At 64.8% G+C, this 17,717-nt stretch carries 16 protein-coding genes; 4 read left to right on the top strand and 12 right to left on the bottom strand.

Going from position 1 to position 17,717, the window contains the following annotated elements:
• Positions 1–29: 29 nt before the first annotated feature.
• The 4 genes from ACXAD2_RS14390 to ACXAD2_RS14375 all read right to left on the bottom strand — a co-directional run bounded on the left by ACXAD2_RS14390 (position 30) and on the right by ACXAD2_RS14375 (position 5,292).
• The gene (locus ACXAD2_RS14390) at positions 30–1,220 is read right to left on the bottom strand and encodes an ABC transporter permease (protein WP_066101950.1); all 1,191 of its coding nucleotides are present in this window, start codon (positions 1,218–1,220) and stop codon (positions 30–32) included.
• Between the two features lie 4 nt (positions 1,221–1,224).
• A complete protein-coding gene (locus ACXAD2_RS14385) occupies positions 1,225–2,868 on the bottom strand; it encodes an ABC transporter permease (protein ID WP_475171391.1) in 1,644 nt (547 codons plus the stop codon).
• 89 nt (positions 2,869–2,957) lie between these two features.
• Complete coding sequence (locus tag ACXAD2_RS14380; RefSeq protein WP_475171390.1) at positions 2,958–4,070, bottom strand: extracellular solute-binding protein; 1,113 nt, start codon at positions 4,068–4,070, stop codon at positions 2,958–2,960.
• A 118-nt stretch (positions 4,071–4,188) separates the two neighbouring features.
• Positions 4,189–5,292, bottom strand: a complete 1,104-nt coding sequence (locus tag ACXAD2_RS14375) for an ABC transporter ATP-binding protein (RefSeq protein WP_066101958.1) — start codon at positions 5,290–5,292, stop codon at positions 4,189–4,191.
• A 492-nt stretch (positions 5,293–5,784) separates the two neighbouring features.
• Here ACXAD2_RS14375 and argE point away from each other — a divergent pair, with 492 nt between their 5' ends.
• Complete coding sequence (gene argE / locus ACXAD2_RS14370) at positions 5,785–6,984, top strand: acetylornithine deacetylase (RefSeq protein WP_475171385.1); 1,200 nt, start codon at positions 5,785–5,787, stop codon at positions 6,982–6,984.
• 65 nt (positions 6,985–7,049) lie between these two features.
• Here the strand turns inward: argE and ACXAD2_RS14365 are convergent, their stop codons facing one another.
• On the bottom strand, positions 7,050–7,571 hold the full coding sequence (locus ACXAD2_RS14365; protein WP_475171381.1) for a L,D-transpeptidase family protein: 522 nt from the start codon (positions 7,569–7,571) through the stop codon (positions 7,050–7,052).
• Positions 7,568–8,662 (bottom strand): GTP cyclohydrolase II, encoded by a 1,095-nt coding sequence (ribA, locus tag ACXAD2_RS14360; RefSeq protein WP_475171377.1) that lies wholly within the window; start codon positions 8,660–8,662, stop codon positions 7,568–7,570. The genes ACXAD2_RS14365 and ribA overlap by 4 nt, the downstream gene beginning before the upstream one ends.
• 202 nt (positions 8,663–8,864) lie before the next feature.
• Here ribA and ACXAD2_RS14355 point away from each other — a divergent pair, with 202 nt between their 5' ends.
• The gene (locus ACXAD2_RS14355) at positions 8,865–9,551 is read left to right on the top strand and encodes a response regulator transcription factor (RefSeq protein WP_066101966.1); all 687 of its coding nucleotides are present in this window, start codon (positions 8,865–8,867) and stop codon (positions 9,549–9,551) included.
• 588 nt (positions 9,552–10,139) lie between these two features.
• A complete protein-coding gene (locus ACXAD2_RS14350) occupies positions 10,140–10,934 on the top strand; it encodes a hypothetical protein (RefSeq protein WP_475171375.1) in 795 nt (264 codons plus the stop codon).
• Positions 10,935–11,016: 82 nt separating this feature from the next.
• Here ACXAD2_RS14350 and pnp read toward each other — a convergent pair whose 3' ends face one another.
• From pnp to ACXAD2_RS14330, 4 genes are all read right to left on the bottom strand, one after another.
• A complete protein-coding gene (gene pnp, locus ACXAD2_RS14345; RefSeq protein WP_164181002.1) occupies positions 11,017–13,158 on the bottom strand; it encodes a polyribonucleotide nucleotidyltransferase in 2,142 nt (713 codons plus the stop codon).
• 370 nt (positions 13,159–13,528) lie between these two features.
• Positions 13,529–13,798, bottom strand: coding sequence for a 30S ribosomal protein S15 (rpsO, locus tag ACXAD2_RS14340; RefSeq protein WP_066101975.1), 270 nt, complete (start codon positions 13,796–13,798; stop codon positions 13,529–13,531).
• A 176-nt stretch (positions 13,799–13,974) separates the two neighbouring features.
• Positions 13,975–15,051, bottom strand: coding sequence for a calcium-binding protein (locus ACXAD2_RS14335; RefSeq protein ID WP_475171372.1), 1,077 nt, complete (start codon positions 15,049–15,051; stop codon positions 13,975–13,977).
• 77 nt (positions 15,052–15,128) lie between these two features.
• On the bottom strand, positions 15,129–15,641 hold the full coding sequence (locus ACXAD2_RS14330; RefSeq protein ID WP_475171368.1) for a DUF1643 domain-containing protein: 513 nt from the start codon (positions 15,639–15,641) through the stop codon (positions 15,129–15,131).
• Positions 15,642–15,765: 124 nt separating this feature from the next.
• Here ACXAD2_RS14330 and ACXAD2_RS14325 point away from each other — a divergent pair, with 124 nt between their 5' ends.
• Positions 15,766–16,737 (top strand): threonine ammonia-lyase, encoded by a 972-nt coding sequence (locus ACXAD2_RS14325; RefSeq protein ID WP_475171365.1) that lies wholly within the window; start codon positions 15,766–15,768, stop codon positions 16,735–16,737.
• A 118-nt stretch (positions 16,738–16,855) separates the two neighbouring features.
• On the opposite strand, the gene ACXAD2_RS14320 is transcribed toward ACXAD2_RS14325, so the two are convergent.
• Together ACXAD2_RS14320 and ACXAD2_RS14315 are read right to left on the bottom strand one after the other, a co-directional pair.
• A complete protein-coding gene (locus ACXAD2_RS14320; RefSeq protein ID WP_224898853.1) occupies positions 16,856–17,056 on the bottom strand; it encodes a Trm112 family protein in 201 nt (66 codons plus the stop codon).
• On the bottom strand, positions 17,053–17,697 hold the full coding sequence (locus ACXAD2_RS14315; RefSeq protein WP_475171362.1) for an LON peptidase substrate-binding domain-containing protein: 645 nt from the start codon (positions 17,695–17,697) through the stop codon (positions 17,053–17,055). The genes ACXAD2_RS14320 and ACXAD2_RS14315 overlap by 4 nt, the downstream gene beginning before the upstream one ends.
• Positions 17,698–17,717: the final 20 nt, after the last annotated feature.

Below are 17,717 nucleotides of genomic sequence, written 5' to 3'. Positions count from 1 at the left end.
TCTTCGAAGCTCTGTCTCTGTGAGGTTCCTCAGCCCGGCGACATGCCGCGCAGGCGCTCGGACCGGCGGCGCAGCATCTCGACAGTCGCCAGAAGCAGGATCGAGATCGACACCAAGACCGTCGCAGCCGCGAGGATGGTTGGCGACAGCTGCTCACGCAGGCCGGTGAACATCTGCCATGGCAGGGTCTGCAATTCGGCCGAGCCGATGAACAGCACCACCACAACCTCGTCGAAAGAGGTGATGAAGGCAAACAGCCCGCCCGAGATCACGCCGGGCAGGATCAGCGGCATCTGCACCTTGAAGAAGGTGGTCACCGGGTTCGCCCCCATGTTCGCCGCCGCCCGCACGAGGCTGCGGTCAAAGCCCACAAGCGTCGCGGTGACGGTGATGATCACGAAGGGAATGCCCAGCACCGCATGCGCCAGCACCACACCGGTCAGCGTGCCGACGATGTTGATCTTCGAGTAGAAGAAATACATGCCGGTGGCCGAGATGATCAGCGGCACGATCATCGGCGAGATCAGGATCGCCATGATCGCGCGCTTGCCGGGCACATGGCTCTGGGACAGACCGATGGCCGCCAGCGTGCCGAGGCTGACCGAGATGATCGTCGCCAGCGGCGCGATGATCAGCGAGTTCTTCACCGCGCTGGTCCACTCGGGGTTGGTGAAGAAGTCACGGTAGTGCTTCAGCGAGTAGCCCGCCGGATCGAAGCGCAGCATCTCGGGGGTGAAGGTGAAGAAGTCCTGCGAGTTGAACGACAGCGGCATGATCACGAGGATGGGCGTGATCAGGAACACGAAGATCGCACCGCAGAGCACCCGGAAGCTGTAGTGCCAAAGCACTTGGTTCGCAGTCAGATAGGGCACCAGCGGCACGCGGTAGCGGCCATAGCCGATCCAGTAGATGAACCATCCGAAGAACCAGCCAAAGAGCGCGCCGACCAGCGCGCCCGAGACGCCCCCCGTGACAAAGCCGAGCACGGCCAGCACGATGATCAGCCCCCAGCGCACCAGCTTCTCTTGCTCCTTGGGCAGCACCTGCAGCGCCAGATAGGCGACGCCGGCCATCACCAGCGCGACGATGATGATGCCCAGCAGCACCGAGCCGTTAGCCGCGCCGATGAAAACCCCGGCGAAGGCCCCGGCGGCGGCAACCACCGGGAGGGTGAAGTTGAGGGGTTTCTTGACGGCGGGTGTGAGAATGACAGCACTCATGTCGTTACCCCAGCTTCACGTTGTCGATGCCGACGATACGGTCGTAGGCCCAGTAGAGGATCAGAACCACCGCCAGCAGGATCGAGCCGAGCGCGGCCGCGAGGCCCCAGTTCAGCGAGGTCGAGATATGGTAGGCGATCCGGTTCGAGATGAAGGTACCGGTGGTACCACCGACGATCTCGGGGGTGATGTAGTAGCCGATCGACAGGATGAACACGAGGATCGAGCCCGCGCCGATGCCCGGCACCGATTGCGGGAAGTAGACCCGCCAGAACGTCGTCCAGTCGGTCGCACCCAGCGACTTCGAGGCGCGCACATAGGAATGCGGGATCGTCGACATCACCGAATACATCGGCAGGATCATGAACGGCAGCAGGATATGGGTCATCGCCACGATCGTGCCGAACTGGTTGTTGATCATCGTCAGGCGCCCGTCGTCCGAGACCAGCCCGATCCACACCAGCACGTCGTTGATGACGCCCTGTTGCTGCAGCATGATCTTCCACGCCGAGGTCCGCACCAGCAGCGAGGTCCAGAACGGCAGCAGCACGAGGATCATCAGCAGGTTCGCCTTGCGCGCCGGCAGGTTCGACAGGATGTAGGCCACCGGGTAGCCCAGCAGGATACAGCTGCAGGTGATCACGAGGCTCATGAACAGCGTGCGCTTGAACAGCATGATGTAGATGCGTTCGTTCTCGGGGCGGGCTTCGGCGCCCTCGGGCGTCAGCTTCATATCCACCGAGTTGAGGAAATACCCCGACGTGTATTTCGGCGCGTAGAGCTTCAGCGTGCGCCAGATCTCCGGCTCCAACCAGTCCTTGTCGATCTCGCCGAAGCCGTCCTTGAAGCCGACAGTCTCGAAATCGGGGCTGGCGACCAGTTGGTCGGCCGCCTTCAGCATATCCGCATGAGGACCGCTATAGCTGGCGTAATCATTGGCTGCGAGGTCTTGGTAGAGCGCGGTATGCACCGCCGACCAAGGCTCTTCCTCGAGCAGCGAGTCGCCCTCTTCGCGGTGGGTGTAATTGGCGAAAATCTCGTATTGCTCGGCGGTGCGCGGCAGCAGGTCTTCCACGCCGTCACGCAGCGCGAACTTCGGCAGGCGGTCGCCCTTTTCCCAGGCGGCTTCCTTTTCCAGCCAGTCGTCCGAGCCCATCATTTCGGCCCAAGGCTGCGCCTCGTCCCAGTTCTCGTCGAGGTCTTCGAACTGGTCCTGATATACCTCGCCGATATCGTCGAGCCCGCGGCCCGACTTGCGGAACAGCGAGGACGCGCCGGTCTGCTCATAGTTCAAACGGCTGCCGAGACGGGTGTGCAGCTTGCGTTCCGCCGCGACGAAAAGATCGTAATAGGCGTCTTCGAACACCTGATCGGACGGCAGTCCGGTGCCATCCCAGTCGGCCAGTGCCTGCGTCGTTTTGGGCATCGTGTCCGAGACGATCTGGTTCTCGACCGAGCGGAACAGCATGTCCCCGATCGGTGCGATGAAGGTGACCAGAACGAAGATCAGCAGCGGCGCGATCAGCGCCAGCGCCCGCATCTTCTGCACGCGCAAGGCCCGCGACAGGCTCTTTTTCAGCGGCGTGCCGTCGGCGGCCAGCATGGGCCCGTTGGCTTCTTTCTCCGGGACGTCGGTCGAAGCTGTCATCCTACCCCCTGCGGGTCTGTTATTCTTTGATTTTATATCTTTATTGGCAGAGAGGGGCCGCGCGGCCCCTCTCCATCATGCAACTGCGCTTATTGCGCGAGCCAGGACTGGAACTTCGCGTCGATGTCGTCGCGATAATCGGCCCAGAACTCGTAGTTGTAGAGCAGCGTGTTCGCGGCGTTCTCCGGATCGGTCGGCATGTGCGGCGCCATGTCGATGCCCAGTTCGGCGTGCTGGCCAACCAGCGGAGCCGAGGATTCACGCGCCGGACCATAGGAGATGTAGGCTGCCTGATCCGCCAGACGCTGGGTGTCGGTGGCGAACTTCACGAAGTCCTTCACGCGCGCCAGAGCGGCATCGTCGAGACCTTCGGGAATGATCCAGCCGTCGAGGTCGAACACCTGCATGTCCCACATCATGGCGACCGGCTGGTCCTGCTCCTCGATCACCGAGAAGAGACGGCCGTTGTAGGTCGAGCCCATGAAGACTTCGCCGTCAGCCAGCAGCTGCGGGGTGTCGGCACCGGCGGACCACCAGATCACGTCGTCCTTGATGGTGTCGAGCTTGGCGAGGGCCTGATCCTGACCTTCCGGGGTTGCCAGAACGTCGTAGATCTCATCCTTGGCCACGCCGTCGCAGTAGAGCGCCCATTCCATGTTGTTGATCGGACGCTTCTCGAGCGAGCGCTTGCCCGGGTAGGCTTCGAGATCGAAGATCGAGCAGATGTCGGACGGCGGCTCGGTGCCTTCGGGCACCATGTCGGTGCGGTAGCCGAAGGTGGTCGAATAGACGATCTGCGGGATGAAGCAATCCGACACGATCATGTCGCCAAAGTCATCCTCGGCCGAGGAGCCGTCGTCGCCTTCGGCGAGCAGGTCTTCGGGGTCGTATTCCATCGCCAGGCCTTCGTCGCAGAGACGGATGGCGTCTGCGGCCACGACGTCGACGAGGTCCCAGGTGATGTTGCCGGCTTCGTTCATGGCGCGCAGCTTTGCGACCGCCTCAGCCGAGCTCTCATCCCAAGAGATGTTCACCTCGGGGTGCATCTCTTTGTAGGGGTCGGCATATGCCTTGATCTGGCTCGTCTGATAGGCACCGCCCCACGACACGAGGGTCATGTCATCGGCCATGTCCTGCGCGGAGACGGCGCCAGCGGCAACCGTAAGCGCGGTCGTGGCCAGGAGGGTCTTGGTCAGTTTCATCTGGTACTCCCTAAAATGCCCGTTCTGTCTTGCGGCTCTGCGGCACGGGCACCCCGCCAGAGCCTTTCCGGTCCGCACCGCCCGCCCCTGCCGGAGGGGCGGCGCGGGCAGAGTCTCGTCAGTTGGCGTCGAGCGCGCGGCAGTCTTCGGGCAGCCAGCCGATCTCGATCTCGGTGCCCGGCGTCAGCCGCACCTGGTCCGGCGCGTTGCGCGTCTTGATGACGAACTCGCGGTTGCCGGCCACTTCCAGACGGGTGCGGAAGATGTCGCCCATATAGATGAACTCAAGCACCTTGGCCTTGAGCGTATGGGCGCCTTCCTGCAGACGGTCTTTGTTGTATTCGACGCGCTCGGGGCGGATCGACACGCGGGTGCGCTCGCCCACTTTGGTCACATTGACCGGCTTGGCGTCGATCACCTCGCCGCCATCGAGCTTGACCACGCAATTGTCGCCCTTGATCTCGGCGATGGTGCCTTCGAGCGTGTTGTTCTCGCCAATGAACTGCGCCACGAAGCTGTTCTCGGGCTGCTCATAAAGCTGGTCCGGCGGCGCAAGCTGCTGGATGCGCCCGTCGTTGAACACGGCGACGCGGTCCGACATGGTCAGCGCCTCGGTCTGGTCGTGGGTCACATAGACCACGGTGATCCCGAGGCGGTGCGCCAGATCGGTGATCTCGAACTGCATCTTCTCGCGCAGCTGCTTGTCGAGCGCGCCGAGCGGCTCGTCCATCAGCACCAGCTCGGGCTCGAACACCAGCGCGCGCGCCAGCGCGATCCGCTGCTGCTGACCGCCCGAAAGCTGCGCCGGGCGGCGGCCGCCGAAGGCCCCCATCTCGACCATGTCGAGTGCGTGCTTGACCTTGGCCTCGCGGTCCGACTTGCCGATCTTGCGCACCTCGAGCGGAAAGCTGAGGTTCTCGGCGACGGTCATATGCGGGAACAGCGCGTAGTTCTGGAAGACCATCCCAATGCCGCGCTTGTGCGGCGGGATGTTGTTGATCGACACGCCATCCAGCTTGATCTCGCCGTGGGTGGCTGTCTCGAAACCCGCCAGCATCATCAGGCAGGTTGTCTTGCCCGAGCCCGACGGCCCCAGCATGGTCAGGAACTCGCCCTTAGGCAGGCTCAGGTTCAGGTCTTTGACGACAAGTGTCTCGCCATCATAGCTTTTCTGCACGCGCTCGAAGGCGACGAATGCGTCGCTTGCTCCGGTATCTGGCAAATCCGGCTCCCCGTTGTGTGTTCCGCGGATTTTTCTCCGCTGTCTTGCGAAAGATAAAACCGCGTCGCGTCCCGCGTTGCAACCGTGTAGCGGAAATCGCGAAGAGATTCGCCACGCTGCAGGACGTCCGGGCAGAAATGCGGCGCTTCACGGTACAAATTCGCCATCGAAAAAGCTCTCGCAGGTCGATCGTCCGAGCGTTTCCCTGCGTCAGCCAACCGTCCAAACCGACGAAATTGCCAATTTTGCGCGCAGAATTGCCCGAGATGCGGCTCAAGACTCTCGCGAACGCCCATTTCTGAGGCAGCGGCGCCGAATTCCCCGTCGAAACCTGCGAGGCACGAAGATCCGGCGCCGCTCCGCCATGAACCGCGGCGCCAGAGGCGTGTTTCAGCCCGCCGCCCCCCTTTCATCCGCGCCGATTGCGCGGCATCAATGGCGGACGCGCGCCGCGCCCAGCAAGCCAAAGCCCATTAAGAAGGACCCCGCCGCATGTTCCTGCGCCCGTCCGAGCCTCAGATCAGCGACACCGCCAGCCTGCTGGCCGCCACCGAAGAGCATCTGTCGCATCTGATCGCCTGCCCGACCGTCTCGAGCGAGAGCAATCTGGCGATGATCACCATGTTGGCCGATTTCCTCGAGCACCTCGGCGCGAAGGTCGAGATCTTCCGTGATCCCGGCGGCGGCAAGGCCAATCTCTTTGCCACCATCGGCCCCGATGTGCCGGGCGGCGTGGTTCTGTCGGGTCATTCCGACGTGGTGCCGGTGACCGATCAGGACTGGGCCAGCGATCCTTTCACCCTCGTCGAGCGGCAGGACCACCTCTATGGCCGCGGCACCTGCGACATGAAGGGCTTCATCGCCGCCGCGCTGGCGCTGGCCGAACCGGTCTCGAAGATGCAGCTCAAGCGCCCGCTGCACCTGTGCTTCACCCATGACGAAGAGGTCGGCTGCCTCGGTGCCCGCGCGCTGGTGCCCGAGTTGCAGCGCCTCGGCTATGCGCCGCGCATGGCGATCATCGGCGAGCCAACGGGGATGCGGCTGATCGAGGGTCACAAAGGCTGCTGCGAATATACCACCCGGTTTCACGGGCTCGAGGGCCATGGCTCGGCGCCGGATCGGGGCGTCAATGCGGTGCTCTACGCGCTGCGCTACACCAACCGGCTGATGGAACTGGCCGAGGCGCTGAAGGTGCGCGCGCCGCAGGGCAGCCGCTTCGATCCGCCGTGGACCACCGTGAACGTCGGGCGTCTCGCGGGCGGCGCCGCGCATAACGTCATCCCCGGAAAGGCCGAGATCGACTGGGAGATGCGCCCGGTGCAGCCCGGCGACGCCGAATTCGTGAAAGAGGCGCTCGCCCATTGCGTCGAGAACGAGCTGCTGCCCGCGATGCGCGCCGTGCACCCGAACGCCGAGATCACCACCGAGGTGATCGGCGAGGTGGTGGGCCTGATGCCCCTGCCCGACAATGAGGCGCGCGACCTCATCTCCCGGCTCACCGGCAGCAATTCCGCCGACGTCGTGCCCTTCGGCACCGAGGCGGGGCTCTTCCAGCAGATGGGCATGTCGGTGGTGGTCTGCGGCCCCGGCGAGATCGCACAGGCGCATAAGCCCGACGAGTTCGTCACCCGCGGCCAGTTGGCGCAATGCCTCGGCCTGCTCGAGGGCGTGGCCCAAAGCCTGCGCGCCTGAGCGCTTCGTCTAGACGGAAACATCCCACGGGGGCGCGGGGGTGTGAAACCCCCGCTGCTGACCTCTCAGCCGACGCGCCACCCGTCCAGCGCCTCGGGCACAACCAGCCGCGCCCCCGGCCTGAGCCGCGCCGCAATACGCCGCAGATCGCTGGGATCAAAGCCGATGCACCCGGCCGTCGGATATCCCGGCCGCCGCCACTGATGCAGGAAGATCGCCGAGCCGCGCCCGGGCTCCGCCTCGGGCCAGTTCCAATCGGTGATCAGCACAAGATCATAAAGCGGATCGGCGCGGCGCAGGGTTTCATGGCTGGGCGCGAAGGGCGCTTCGACCAACTGATTGTAAGCCGGAGAGGCGACATCGTCGCACCACAGATCACGCAGACTTATGGGGCTCGCCCAAGGCGCGGGCTGCGCCATGCGGTCGGGCCGATAGAGCATCGCGACGATCCGATGTAACCCCACCGGGGTCGCGCCATCGCCCTCACGTTTGCCCGCACGCACGCCGCCGCGCCCGATGACGCAGGGCCAGAGCCTCCCGTCGAACCGCAGCCCGGCGCGGGTCAGCAGCAGGTCAGAGACGCTCACAGCAGGTGGCCCGATTTCGCGGCCTTGGTGGCAAGGTAGCGCTCGTTGAAGGCGTTCTCGCCCACCTTCAGCGGCACGCGCTCGGCGACGGTGATGCCGCAGCGCTCCATCATCGCCATCTTGGCGGGGTTGTTGGTCAGCAGCCGCACCGCGCCAAAGCCCATCTTGCGCAGGATCTCGGCTCCGAGCCGGAAGTCGCGCTCGTCATCCTCGAAGCCGAGGCGGTGGTTCGCCTCGACCGTGTCGAACCCCTGATCCTGCAGCGCGTAGGCGCGCATCTTGTTGGCCAGCCCGATGCCCCGGCCCTCTTGGTTGAGGTAAAGCAGCACACCCGAGCCCTCAGCCCCCATCTGCGCCAGCGCGGCATTAAGTTGCGGGCCGCAGTCGCATTTCAGCGAGCCCAGAAGATCACCGGTGAAACAGGCCGAATGCAGCCGCGACAGCACCGGCAGCGAACGGTCCGGGCGGCCGATCTCGATGGCGTAATGCTCGTCCGAGCCATCCTCGGGGCGGAAGATGTGCAGCCGGGCGTTCTGTGCCGCGCGCAGCGGCACTTTGGCGGCGACCACGTGGTCTAGCCGCGCCAGCGTCAGCATGTAGGGTCCGGCGGGGTCGGCCTCGACCACGGTCAGGCATTCGCCCTGCGCAAATCCCTCGGGGTCGTCCAGCGGCAGGATCAGCGCGGCGGGCAGCAGGCGCGAGGATTTCACTAGGGTGATCGCCAGCCGGTGCAGCCCGGTGTCGCCGCCGCGGCGGGTGGCGAGCGGGCCCTTCATCGGCTTGGCGAGGTCATCGGCGGGATCGGCAATCGCCTGCACCCAGTCGAGACCTGCGTCCTGCGGCAGGATCACCCGCGCCAGATCACCATCATAGGCCCGCGCTTTCAGTGTCTCGGCGCGGCGCGCGGTGACGGTCAGGTCAAGGTCCCCTGGCAGCGCGCGCAACACCGCCAGCCGCGCCGCCGAGACTGTCTCGGCCGCGACCACCAGCGCACCGGCACCGCTGGCCGTGCGCAGGACGACCGGCACGCCCATGCGCAGATCCGCGCGGGCGCGGGCGAGGAGTTCTCCGAGATCGGGCGCGAGGGTCATCTGCATCTTCCTGTCTTGGCCCGGCGGGCCGGGCAGAGGGTACACCCGGGCAGGCCCGCCCGGGAAGGCGCTGAAACAAAGCAGCTTCAATCCTGTAACAAAAGCCCGCGCGCAACACGAGAGCGTGACATCGCTGCAGCAAAACTTGTCTGTACGCCGCTGCGGTTACATGTGATCCACCAACACGAAGACGGAGAGGCAGATGGCCCAGATCAAGAATATCCTGCTGGTGGACGATGACGACGACCTGCGCGAGGCGCTGGCCGAGCAATTGGTCATGACCGAGGATTTCGAGGTGTTCGAGGCCGAGACCGGCGCCGCCGCAATGGCCCGCGCCAAGGAACAGGTCTACGATCTTCTCATTCTCGACGTCGGCCTGCCCGACACCGATGGCCGCGAGCTGTGCAAGCTGATGCGCAAGCAGGGGGTCAAATCGCCGATCCTCATGCTGACCGGCCATGACACCGATGCGGACACGATCCTTGGCCTCGACGCGGGCGCCAACGACTATGTGACCAAACCCTTCAAATTCCCGGTGCTGCTGGCCCGCATCCGCGCGCAGCTGCGCCAGCACGAACAGTCCGAGGACGCGGTGTTCACCGTTGGGCCTTACACGTTCAAACCCTCGATGAAGCTGCTGGTCACCGAAGACGACCGGAAAATTCGCCTGACCGAGAAAGAGACGAACATCCTCAAGTTCCTCTACCGCTCGACCGAAGGCGTGGTGCCGCGCGAGATCCTGCTGCATGAGGTTTGGGGCTATAACGCCGGTGTGACGACCCACACGCTGGAGACGCACATTTACCGCCTGCGCCAGAAAATCGAGCCCGATCCTTCGAACGCTCGAATTTTGGTCACTGAATCCGGGGGATACAGACTGGTTGCCTGACAAATCGGCGGAAATGTCACGTCCACGCGGTTTTCCGCCAACCCCGTCTCACTCGCCCATTGGTTGACACTGGACTTGGTGATAGGGTGACCTAGCCTTTCGGATAGGAGGCTGACTGGCCTCCTCGAAAGACACAGAGTTCCCGTTGCATGTGCGGGTTATCACATGCACCTCCCTGTTGGACCTGGCCGGGCTTTGTGCCCGGCCTTTTTTCATCACAAGCAGCGCCGCCGCTGCGCGTTCCCATCTGTAACCCTCGTTTGTAACCCTCGTGACGTCTCGCTGACGGCATGCCGCCTTTCTTGCCGGGCCGCTCTGGCTTTGTGATACATGCGGCGTGTAATCCCTGCCGGAATTGGCGCTCCGGCTGCGGCATCCCCTCCGCGAAGCCGAAGCGCCCACAAACCCCGTCCGTCCCTTCCGTGAGCGGTGGCCGATCGGCTTGCCCTTCCGATCTGCGCGGATAATCGTTAACAAATCGGAAACATGACAGAAGATTCCCGGCTTTTCGCGCCGGCCTGTCTGCGGTGCTTGCCGTTGCCGCAACAGATGGTAGAAGCCCGGCGCCCCTGCCGGAAAGGACTGAGCTTGACCGACACGCCCCGACGCCTCGAACACCCGAGCATGAACGCACCGCTGCTGGATTGGTGGATGCGCGACTACGACCATGTCTTCGTCGTGCTCAACCCGTTCTTCAGCGTCCCCGGCTTTGCGCCGGATACTGCCGCTTGGGGGCCTTTGCGCAGCGAGGCCACCACGCAGCAAGAGCTTGAGGCGCTGATCGAAAGCCTTGGCGACGGCCAACCCAACCAGCCGCCCGACGCCTTCGACGAGATCATCAAGACCACCGGCCAGCCGATCCGCTGGGACATGGTGGCGCAGGCGCTCGGCGTCGCGGACTTCGAGCATTTTGCGCATATGGTCTGGCTCTGGGTCATTGGCGCGGAGCCGCCCGAAGCGGATGTGACGCTGATCTCGCGCATCGCCCGGCACTGCCGCAACGAAGGCCTCTACAAGCCCGAGGAAGACTGGCTGCCGCTGGTGGTCGAGCCAATGCTGCTGCCCTATTTCGAGGCCCTGCGCCTCGATGAGGTGACGCTCTGGGACGAGACGCGAACCTCCTCGCTGGAGTGCCCGATCGACGCGTTCCACCGCGACGAGCCGCCCGTGGCGCTGATGGATGCGCCGATCTCGGCGATCTCCGCTCCGGGGATGCTGCTCAGCTGGTCGCAGGATCAGGTGACCGGCCTGCTGGCGATGACCGAAGAGATGCGGCAAAAGGCCGACCCCTCACGCTTCCTCGAAGGCTTCTGGGCCGGCACCCGCACCTCGTCGCTGGTGCTCGACCCGACCCACGCGCGGACCCCTGCCCTGCTGCACTGAGCCGCACGACACCGCCAAATGCAAAACGCCCCGACCGAAAGGCCGGGGCGTTCGCGTTTTCAGAAATGGCCGAGGCCGCGGATCACTCCGCGGTCTCTTCCTTCTTCTCAGCGGAGATCTCTTCGCCGGTCTCTTGGTCGACCATCTTCATGGCGAGGCGCACCTTGCCGCGATCGTCGAAGCCCAGAAGCTTCACGTAGACTTCCTGACCTTCCTTCAGCACATCCGACGGATGGTTCAGGCGGCGGTTCTCGATCTGGCTGACGTGCACGAGGCCGTCGCGCTTGCCGAAGAAGTTCACGAAGGCGCCGAAATCGACGATCTTCACGACCTTGCCTTTGTAGATCGAGCCCTCTTCCGGCTCTGCCACGATCGAGTAGATCATGTCATAGGCCTTCTGGATGGCTTCACCGTTGGCCGAGGCGATCTTGATCACGCCATCGTCGTTGATGTCGACCTTGGCGCCCGACACTTCGACGATCTCGCGGATCACCTTGCCGCCCGAACCGATCACTTCACGGATCTTGTCGGTCGGGATCTGCATGGTCTCGATGCGCGGCGCGTGAACCGAGAACTCTGCCGCTTCGGTCAGAGCCTTGGCCATCTCGCCGAGGATGTGCATCCGGCCTTCTTTCGCCTGCGACAGAGCCTGCTTCATGATCTCGGGGGTGATGCCCGCGACCTTGATGTCCATCTGCAGCGAGGTGATGCCGTTCTCGGTGCCTGCGACTTTGAAGTCCATGTCGCCGAGGTGGTCTTCGTCGCCGAGGATGTCGGTCAGAACCGCATACTCACCGTCGTCTTCCAGCACGAGGCCCATGGCCACACCGGCCACCGGCGCCTTCAGCGGAACGCCCGCATCCATCATCGACAGCGAGCCGCCGCAAACGGAGGCCATCGAGGACGAGCCGTTGGATTCGGTGATCTCCGACACCACGCGAATGGTGTAGGGGAAGTCGGTCGGTGCGGGCAGCACGGCCTGCAGCGCGCGCCATGCCAGCTTGCCGTGGCCGATCTCACGGCGACCCGGCGAGCCAACGCGGCCCACTTCACCAACCGAATACGGCGGGAAGTTGTAGTGCAGCAGGAAGTTGCTGCGGAAGTTGCCGTGCAGCGCGTCGATGATCTGCTCATCGTCGCCGGTGCCCAGCGTGGTCACGACCAGCGCCTGCGTTTCACCGCGGGTGAACAGCGACGAGCCGTGGGTCCGCGGCAGAACGCCGGTTTCCGACACGATCGAGCGAACCTGATCGAGGGCGCGACCGTCGATGCGGCGCTTGTTCTTCACCACGTCCGAGCGCAGCACAACCGACTCGAGCTTCTTGATCGCCGAACCGAGGTTCGCGTCTTCAAGCTGCTCTTCGCTCAGCTCTGCCTTGATCGCTTCCTTGGCGGCCGACACCGCGGCGACGCGCGCCTGCTTGTCGGTGATCGCGTAGGCTTCTTTCATCTTGGCTTCGCCCAGACCCTTCACCACTTCGAACAGCTCGGAGTAATCCGGGGCCTGGAAGTCGAAGGGCTCTTTCGCGGCGGATTCGGCCAGATCGATGATCAGGTCGACAACCGGCTGGATCTGCTCGTGCGCGAAGGTCACGGCGCCCAGCATCTCTTCCTCGGTCAGCTCGTAAGCTTCCGATTCCACCATCATCACGGCGTCTTTGGTGCCGGCGACGACGAGGTCGAGACGCTGCTCGGGGTTGTTGCGCAGCCCCTGCATGTCATCGACGGTCGGGTTCAGCACGTATTCGCCATCGGTGTAACCGACGCGGCAGCCTGCGATCGGGCCCATGAAGGGCACGCCCGAGATGGTCAGCGCGGCCGAGGCAGCGATCATCGCAACGACGTCGGGGTCGTTGACCAGATCGTGCGACAGCACGGTGCACATCACCAGCACTTCATGCTTGAAGCCGGGGACGAAGAGCGGACGGATCGGACGGTCGATCAGGCGTGCGGTCAGCGTCTCTTTCTCGGTCGGACGCGCCTCGCGCTTGAAGAAGCCACCGGGCACCTTGCCCGCGGCATAGTATTTTTCTTGGTAGTGAACGGTCAGCGGGAAGAAATCCTGACCCGGCTTCGGTTCCTTCGCGAAGGTCACGTTGGCCATGACCGAGGTCTCGCCGAGCGTCGCGATGACGGTGCCATCTGCCTGGCGGGCGACTTTCCCGGTCTCGAGGGTGAGGGTTTCCTCGCCCCACTGCATGGATTTCGTCGTTACGTTGAACATGTAGCGTATCCTGTAAGGGAGCACTCCCGGCCCTCCGGGTCTCCCGTTTGCATGGTGGCCCCATTGCCACCGCTCCCTATCCTCTTGCATGTGCCCGGGAGCCAAAGGCGTCACGTCTCAGATGGGGGGCGCATACATGAGAATCCGGCTTTTGGGAAGCAATAAGCGCGAGGCCGCCCGGACGGGCCATTGCAGGCCGACGATGACCCAGTGGCGCGCATCGGGTTTTCCTTCGCGGGCGTCAGGGGTTCCGTGAAATAGCCCCTAAAAGTACGTTCGGTGTGGATGCGTGGCACGGATGGTCCCCGCTGGAAACGCAAAACGCCCGCTCCAATGGAGCGGGCGCTGCGAATTCCGTATCCGGAGCGGATCAGCGGCGGATGCCGAGGCGCTGGATCAGGGCGGTGTAACGCGCCTCTTCCTTGCCCTTCAGGTAGTCCAGCAGCTTGCGGCGCTGAGCCACGAGCTTCAGAAGGCCACGACGCGAGTGGTTGTCCTTCTTGTGGGTCTTGAAGTGCTCGGTCAGGGTCGAGATGCGGCTGGTGAGGATAGCAACCTGAACTTCGGGCGAGCCGGTGTCGCCTTCTTTGGTTGCGAATTCCTTCATCAGGCGGTTCTTTTCTTCAACGGTGATCGACATCGGGGTCTCCTTCAGGGTTAGAGGGATGGCACAAGCCGGGATGTCGTCCAGCAGGGCCCGTGGAGAAATCCGGCCCGCATGGCCGGATGCGGGCGTATAGGGCAATTCAGCGTAAAAGGAAAGCCCGAAGTTGCCGGAGCCGCTGTTGCTCAGGCCCTCTATGATCAGGCCCCTTGTCAGGCCCCCGCAAGATCGGGCGCGCCACCGTTCAGCAGGGCGATACTGTCAAGTGACGGGACAGCATCGCTGGGCAGATGCGCAAGCACTTCGCCATCTACCACAAGCTCGGTCATCCCCGCCACCTCTGCGCTTTCACGAAGCTCCAGTTCCGGCGCATCCGCATCCCCGCCCGCACCATCGTAGACCACGATCAGTTGGTCCTCGGACGGATCGAAATCCACCAGTTCGGCCGCCGCCTCCCCGGCACTCCAATCGCCAAGGATGAAACTGTCCGCCCCGGCACCGCCACTCGCTACATCGCCCGCGCCGATCCAGAGCGTATCACTGCCCGAGCCGCCGTTGAGGAAATCCGCATCGTCCTGATCGTGCCCGCCGGCATCCACCTCGACACCCGACAGCAGGTCATCGCCCCAGCCGCCAAACAGCGTATCGGCGCCGCTCCCACCGATCAGCGTGTCATCGCCCTCGCGCCCCAAAAGCGCGTCCTGCCCGGCGCCCCCTAGGAGCAGATCGGCGCCAAGCCCGCCCTGCGCCTCGTCATCGCCCGCGCCCCCGTCGAGCGCGCCGCCACCGTCATGGGCAAAGAGCAGATCATCCCCCTCCGCCCCGCGCAGCACATCACTGCCTGCATCGCCGTGCAGCGTGTCATTGCCCTCGCCCCCCAGCACCGTATCGTTGCCATCCCCGCCGAGCAGTTCATCGTCGCTGCCGCGCCCGTCGAGCACATCCTCGCCCGCACCGCCCCCAAGAAGATCGGTCAGCGGCGTGCCAATCAGAATGTCCGCCCCGTCACTTCCCGCGTCGATACGGCCCGTATCACTCTGGCCGGGATCACTCTGGCTCGTATCACTTTGGCTCGTATCACTCTGCGCCGCGTTCCAATCCGTGTCGAAACTGGCGCTGACTTGGTCGAGCAGGCTGGTGTCCAGCGGCACATCCTCCTCGTCCCCGTCTCCGGGCCCTGAGGCCGCGTCATCGCCGCCGCTCTCTGCCGCGTCCTCGCCGCCCGGCGACGCGAAGATCGCCAGCGAGCCCAGCAGCGCCATGCCCATCAGTCCGGTCAGAAACAGCATCCCTTAGCTCCCAAGGCGAGAAGCCGGAAGTCTGAGTGACACCCCGCGCGGTAACCAAGCGCATTCGCCTGCGAAGGTTAACGCGGCCGCTGCCAGATCTGCGGCTGCTGGCTGTAGGACACGTAAAGCGGGTGACGCGGATGGCCGTCCTTGGTCAGCCCAAGCACATGCAGATCCCCCGAAAGCACACCCGCGATCTCCGCCCCGCGTCCCAGATGGACGCCATGCACGCCCCAACCCGCCAGCGTCAGCCCCGCCTCGGCGTGCCAGCGCAGCAAAAGCGCGTCATTCTCCGCGCCCACCGGGGCGGACGCGCGGCGCAGATCGGCGGGTTTGGTGGCGCGATAGCCAAAGAGATTGGCGATCCGCATGCCGCCGAAGCCAAGCGCCTGCGCCCGGCGCTGGCAGCGCTCGATGGTGGGATCGTTCTGCCGCTCGTCGGCGGTCGAGGGGTTGAGCATGATCCACAGCAGCAGCCCGCCCGGACGCGCCGGGTCCCAGACCCGCTCGAGCCCATAGCGATAGGCCTCGCAGGGCGAGTAGAGCGCCCGCGAGCGCATGCCGTTCTCTTCGTGCCGCCGCTCGATCACGGCGCCCTTCTGGCGCGCTTGGCGGCGCGGGACAAGTCCCCGCCCGGCTCACCGGCGGCGTTGACTTGCTCCGCATCGCGGCTCAGGGTCCGCCAAAGACCGAGACAGCAAGGACATTCCCCAGATGGACATCACCCGGATCGAAGCCGCCGCCGCGCGGCTCAAGGGCCACGCGCGCCGCACGCCGCTGCTTTCCTCCCCGTTTCTCGACGAGATCGCCGGTCGCCGCGTGCTGGTGAAGGCCGAGTGCCTGCAGCACACCGGCAGCTTCAAGTTCCGCGGCGCGTGGTCGGCGCTTTCGGCGCTCGATCCGCAGGTGCGTGCCAAAGGGGTGATCGCCTTCTCCTCGGGCAACCACGCGCAAGGCATCGCCGCCGCCGCCAAGGGGTTTGGCGTTCCCGCGGTGATCATCATGCCCGCCGATGCCCCCGCCGCGAAGGTCGCGGGCACCAAGGGGCTGGGCGCCGAGGTGGTGCCCTATGACCGCGAGACCGAAGACCGCGACGTGCTTGGCGCGCAGCTCGCCGCCGAGCGCGGGCTGACGCTGGTCAAACCCTTCGACGAGCCCGAGGTGATCGCCGGGCAAGGCACCTGCGGGCTGGAGATCGCCGAACAGGCTGCCGAGGCGGGCGTGACTAAAGCCGACGTCATCGTCTGCTGCGGTGGCGGCGGTCTGACCTCGGGCATCGCGCTGGCGCTGGAGGCGAAGGCCCCCGGCCTGCGCGTGCGCCCCGCCGAGCCCGAGGGCTTCGACGACGTGAAGCGCTCGCTGGCGGCGGGCGCAATCCAGCGCAACGCCGCCATGGGGGGCAACATCTGCGATGCGATCGTCACGCCGCAGCCCGGCGATCTCACCTTCCCGATCCTCAACCGGCTCTGCGGCCCCGGGCTGGCGGTGAGCGAGGAAGAGGCGCTGAAGGCGATGCAACTTGCCGTGCGCCACCTCAAGATCGTCGCCGAACCGGGCGGCGCGGTGGCACTGGCCTCGGCGCTCTTCCGGCCCCAGCAGATCGAAGGCGACGCAGTGATCTGCACCGTCTCGGGCGGCAATGTCGATCCGGCGATCCTCGCCCGCGCCCTTGCGCTCGACATCTGACGCAAAAGAGGCGCGGCCCTCTCCGGACCGCGCCCCTTCTTCTCTTTCCAAATACGCCGGGGAGCGCGAGGGGCTGGCCCCTCGCTATCTTGGCGAGCCGCGCATCAATCTGATGCGTTCAGCCGTCGAGCCGCCGCGCCTCGTCGAGCAGCATCACCGGAATGCCCTCGCGGATCGGGAAGGCCAGCGCGGCGTTCTTGCTGATCAGTTCCTGCCGCTCGGCATCATATTCCAGCACCCCATGGGTCACCGGGCAGACCAGCGCCTCAAGCATGCGGCGGTCGAAGACAAAGGTCTCTTCGGCGGAAGTTTCACTCATTGAATCAGGTCCTCTTCACCGCCACGCAGGGCGAATTCGATCAGGGTCACAAGCGTTTCGCGTCGCGACGCCAGCCGCGGCGCCTCAAGCAGCGCCTGCTTTTCCTCGGGCACGAAATCCAGCAGCATCGACAGCGAGTTGATTAACAGCTCGTCTTCCGCTTCCTTGAGCGTATCCCAATCCGCCGACAGGCCGCGCGCTTCGAAATAGCGGTCGAGCAGACGCAGGAAGGCACCGCGATCAAAGCTGTCGTCGCTGTCGGCATGGGCGTCGAGATCATGCTCGAACCCGTTCCAGTCCACCTCGCAGCGGCGGTAGGGCGTGAACCCTTCCACCTCTTTCTGGATACGGAAGCGCGACAGGCCCGACAGGGTGATCATATAGCGCCCGTCCTCGGTCTCCGAGAACTGCGTGATCCGCCCGGCGCAGCCGATGCGCTGCAGCGCGGGCGTTTCACTTTCGTCGTGGCCCAGCGGCTGCACCATGCCAATCAGCCGTGTGTCGGTCTTCAGCGCGTCATCCAGCATCGCCAGATAACGCGGCTCGAAGATGTGCAGCGGCAGGCGCGAGCGCGGCAGCAGCATGGCACCGGGAAGCGGGAAAACCGGGATCATCCCCGGGAGATCAGTTCGTCTCACCATGACCTGCGAGCTAGAGCGCC

The sequence above is a fragment of the Salipiger sp. ABN3_019 genome (assembly GCF_056158605.1).
This window is presented reverse-complemented; position numbering and strand designations above follow the sequence as displayed.

Coding starts and splice junctions, on each gene's coding strand:
- ACXAD2_RS14380 (WP_475171390.1), bottom strand. CDS start 4,070: ATGAAACTGACCAAGACCCTCCTGGCCACGACCGCGCTTACGGTTGCC.
- pnp (WP_164181002.1), bottom strand. CDS start 13,158: ATGTTCAACGTAACGACGAAATCCATGCAGTGGGGCGAGGAAACCCTC.
- ribA (WP_475171377.1), bottom strand. CDS start 8,662: ATGACCCTCGCGCCCGATCTCGGAGAACTCCTCGCCCGCGCCCGCGCG.
- ACXAD2_RS14315 (WP_475171362.1), bottom strand. CDS start 17,697: ATGGTGAGACGAACTGATCTCCCGGGGATGATCCCGGTTTTCCCGCTT.
- ACXAD2_RS14320 (WP_224898853.1), bottom strand. CDS start 17,056: ATGAGTGAAACTTCCGCCGAAGAGACCTTTGTCTTCGACCGCCGCATG.
- ACXAD2_RS14355 (WP_066101966.1), top strand. CDS start 8,865: ATGGCCCAGATCAAGAATATCCTGCTGGTGGACGATGACGACGACCTG.
- ACXAD2_RS14390 (WP_066101950.1), bottom strand. CDS start 1,220: ATGAGTGCTGTCATTCTCACACCCGCCGTCAAGAAACCCCTCAACTTC.
- ACXAD2_RS14385 (WP_475171391.1), bottom strand. CDS start 2,868: ATGACAGCTTCGACCGACGTCCCGGAGAAAGAAGCCAACGGGCCCATG.
- argE (WP_475171385.1), top strand. CDS start 5,785: ATGTTCCTGCGCCCGTCCGAGCCTCAGATCAGCGACACCGCCAGCCTG.
- ACXAD2_RS14335 (WP_475171372.1), bottom strand. CDS start 15,051: ATGCTGTTTCTGACCGGACTGATGGGCATGGCGCTGCTGGGCTCGCTG.
- rpsO (WP_066101975.1), bottom strand. CDS start 13,798: ATGTCGATCACCGTTGAAGAAAAGAACCGCCTGATGAAGGAATTCGCA.
- ACXAD2_RS14325 (WP_475171365.1), top strand. CDS start 15,766: ATGGACATCACCCGGATCGAAGCCGCCGCCGCGCGGCTCAAGGGCCAC.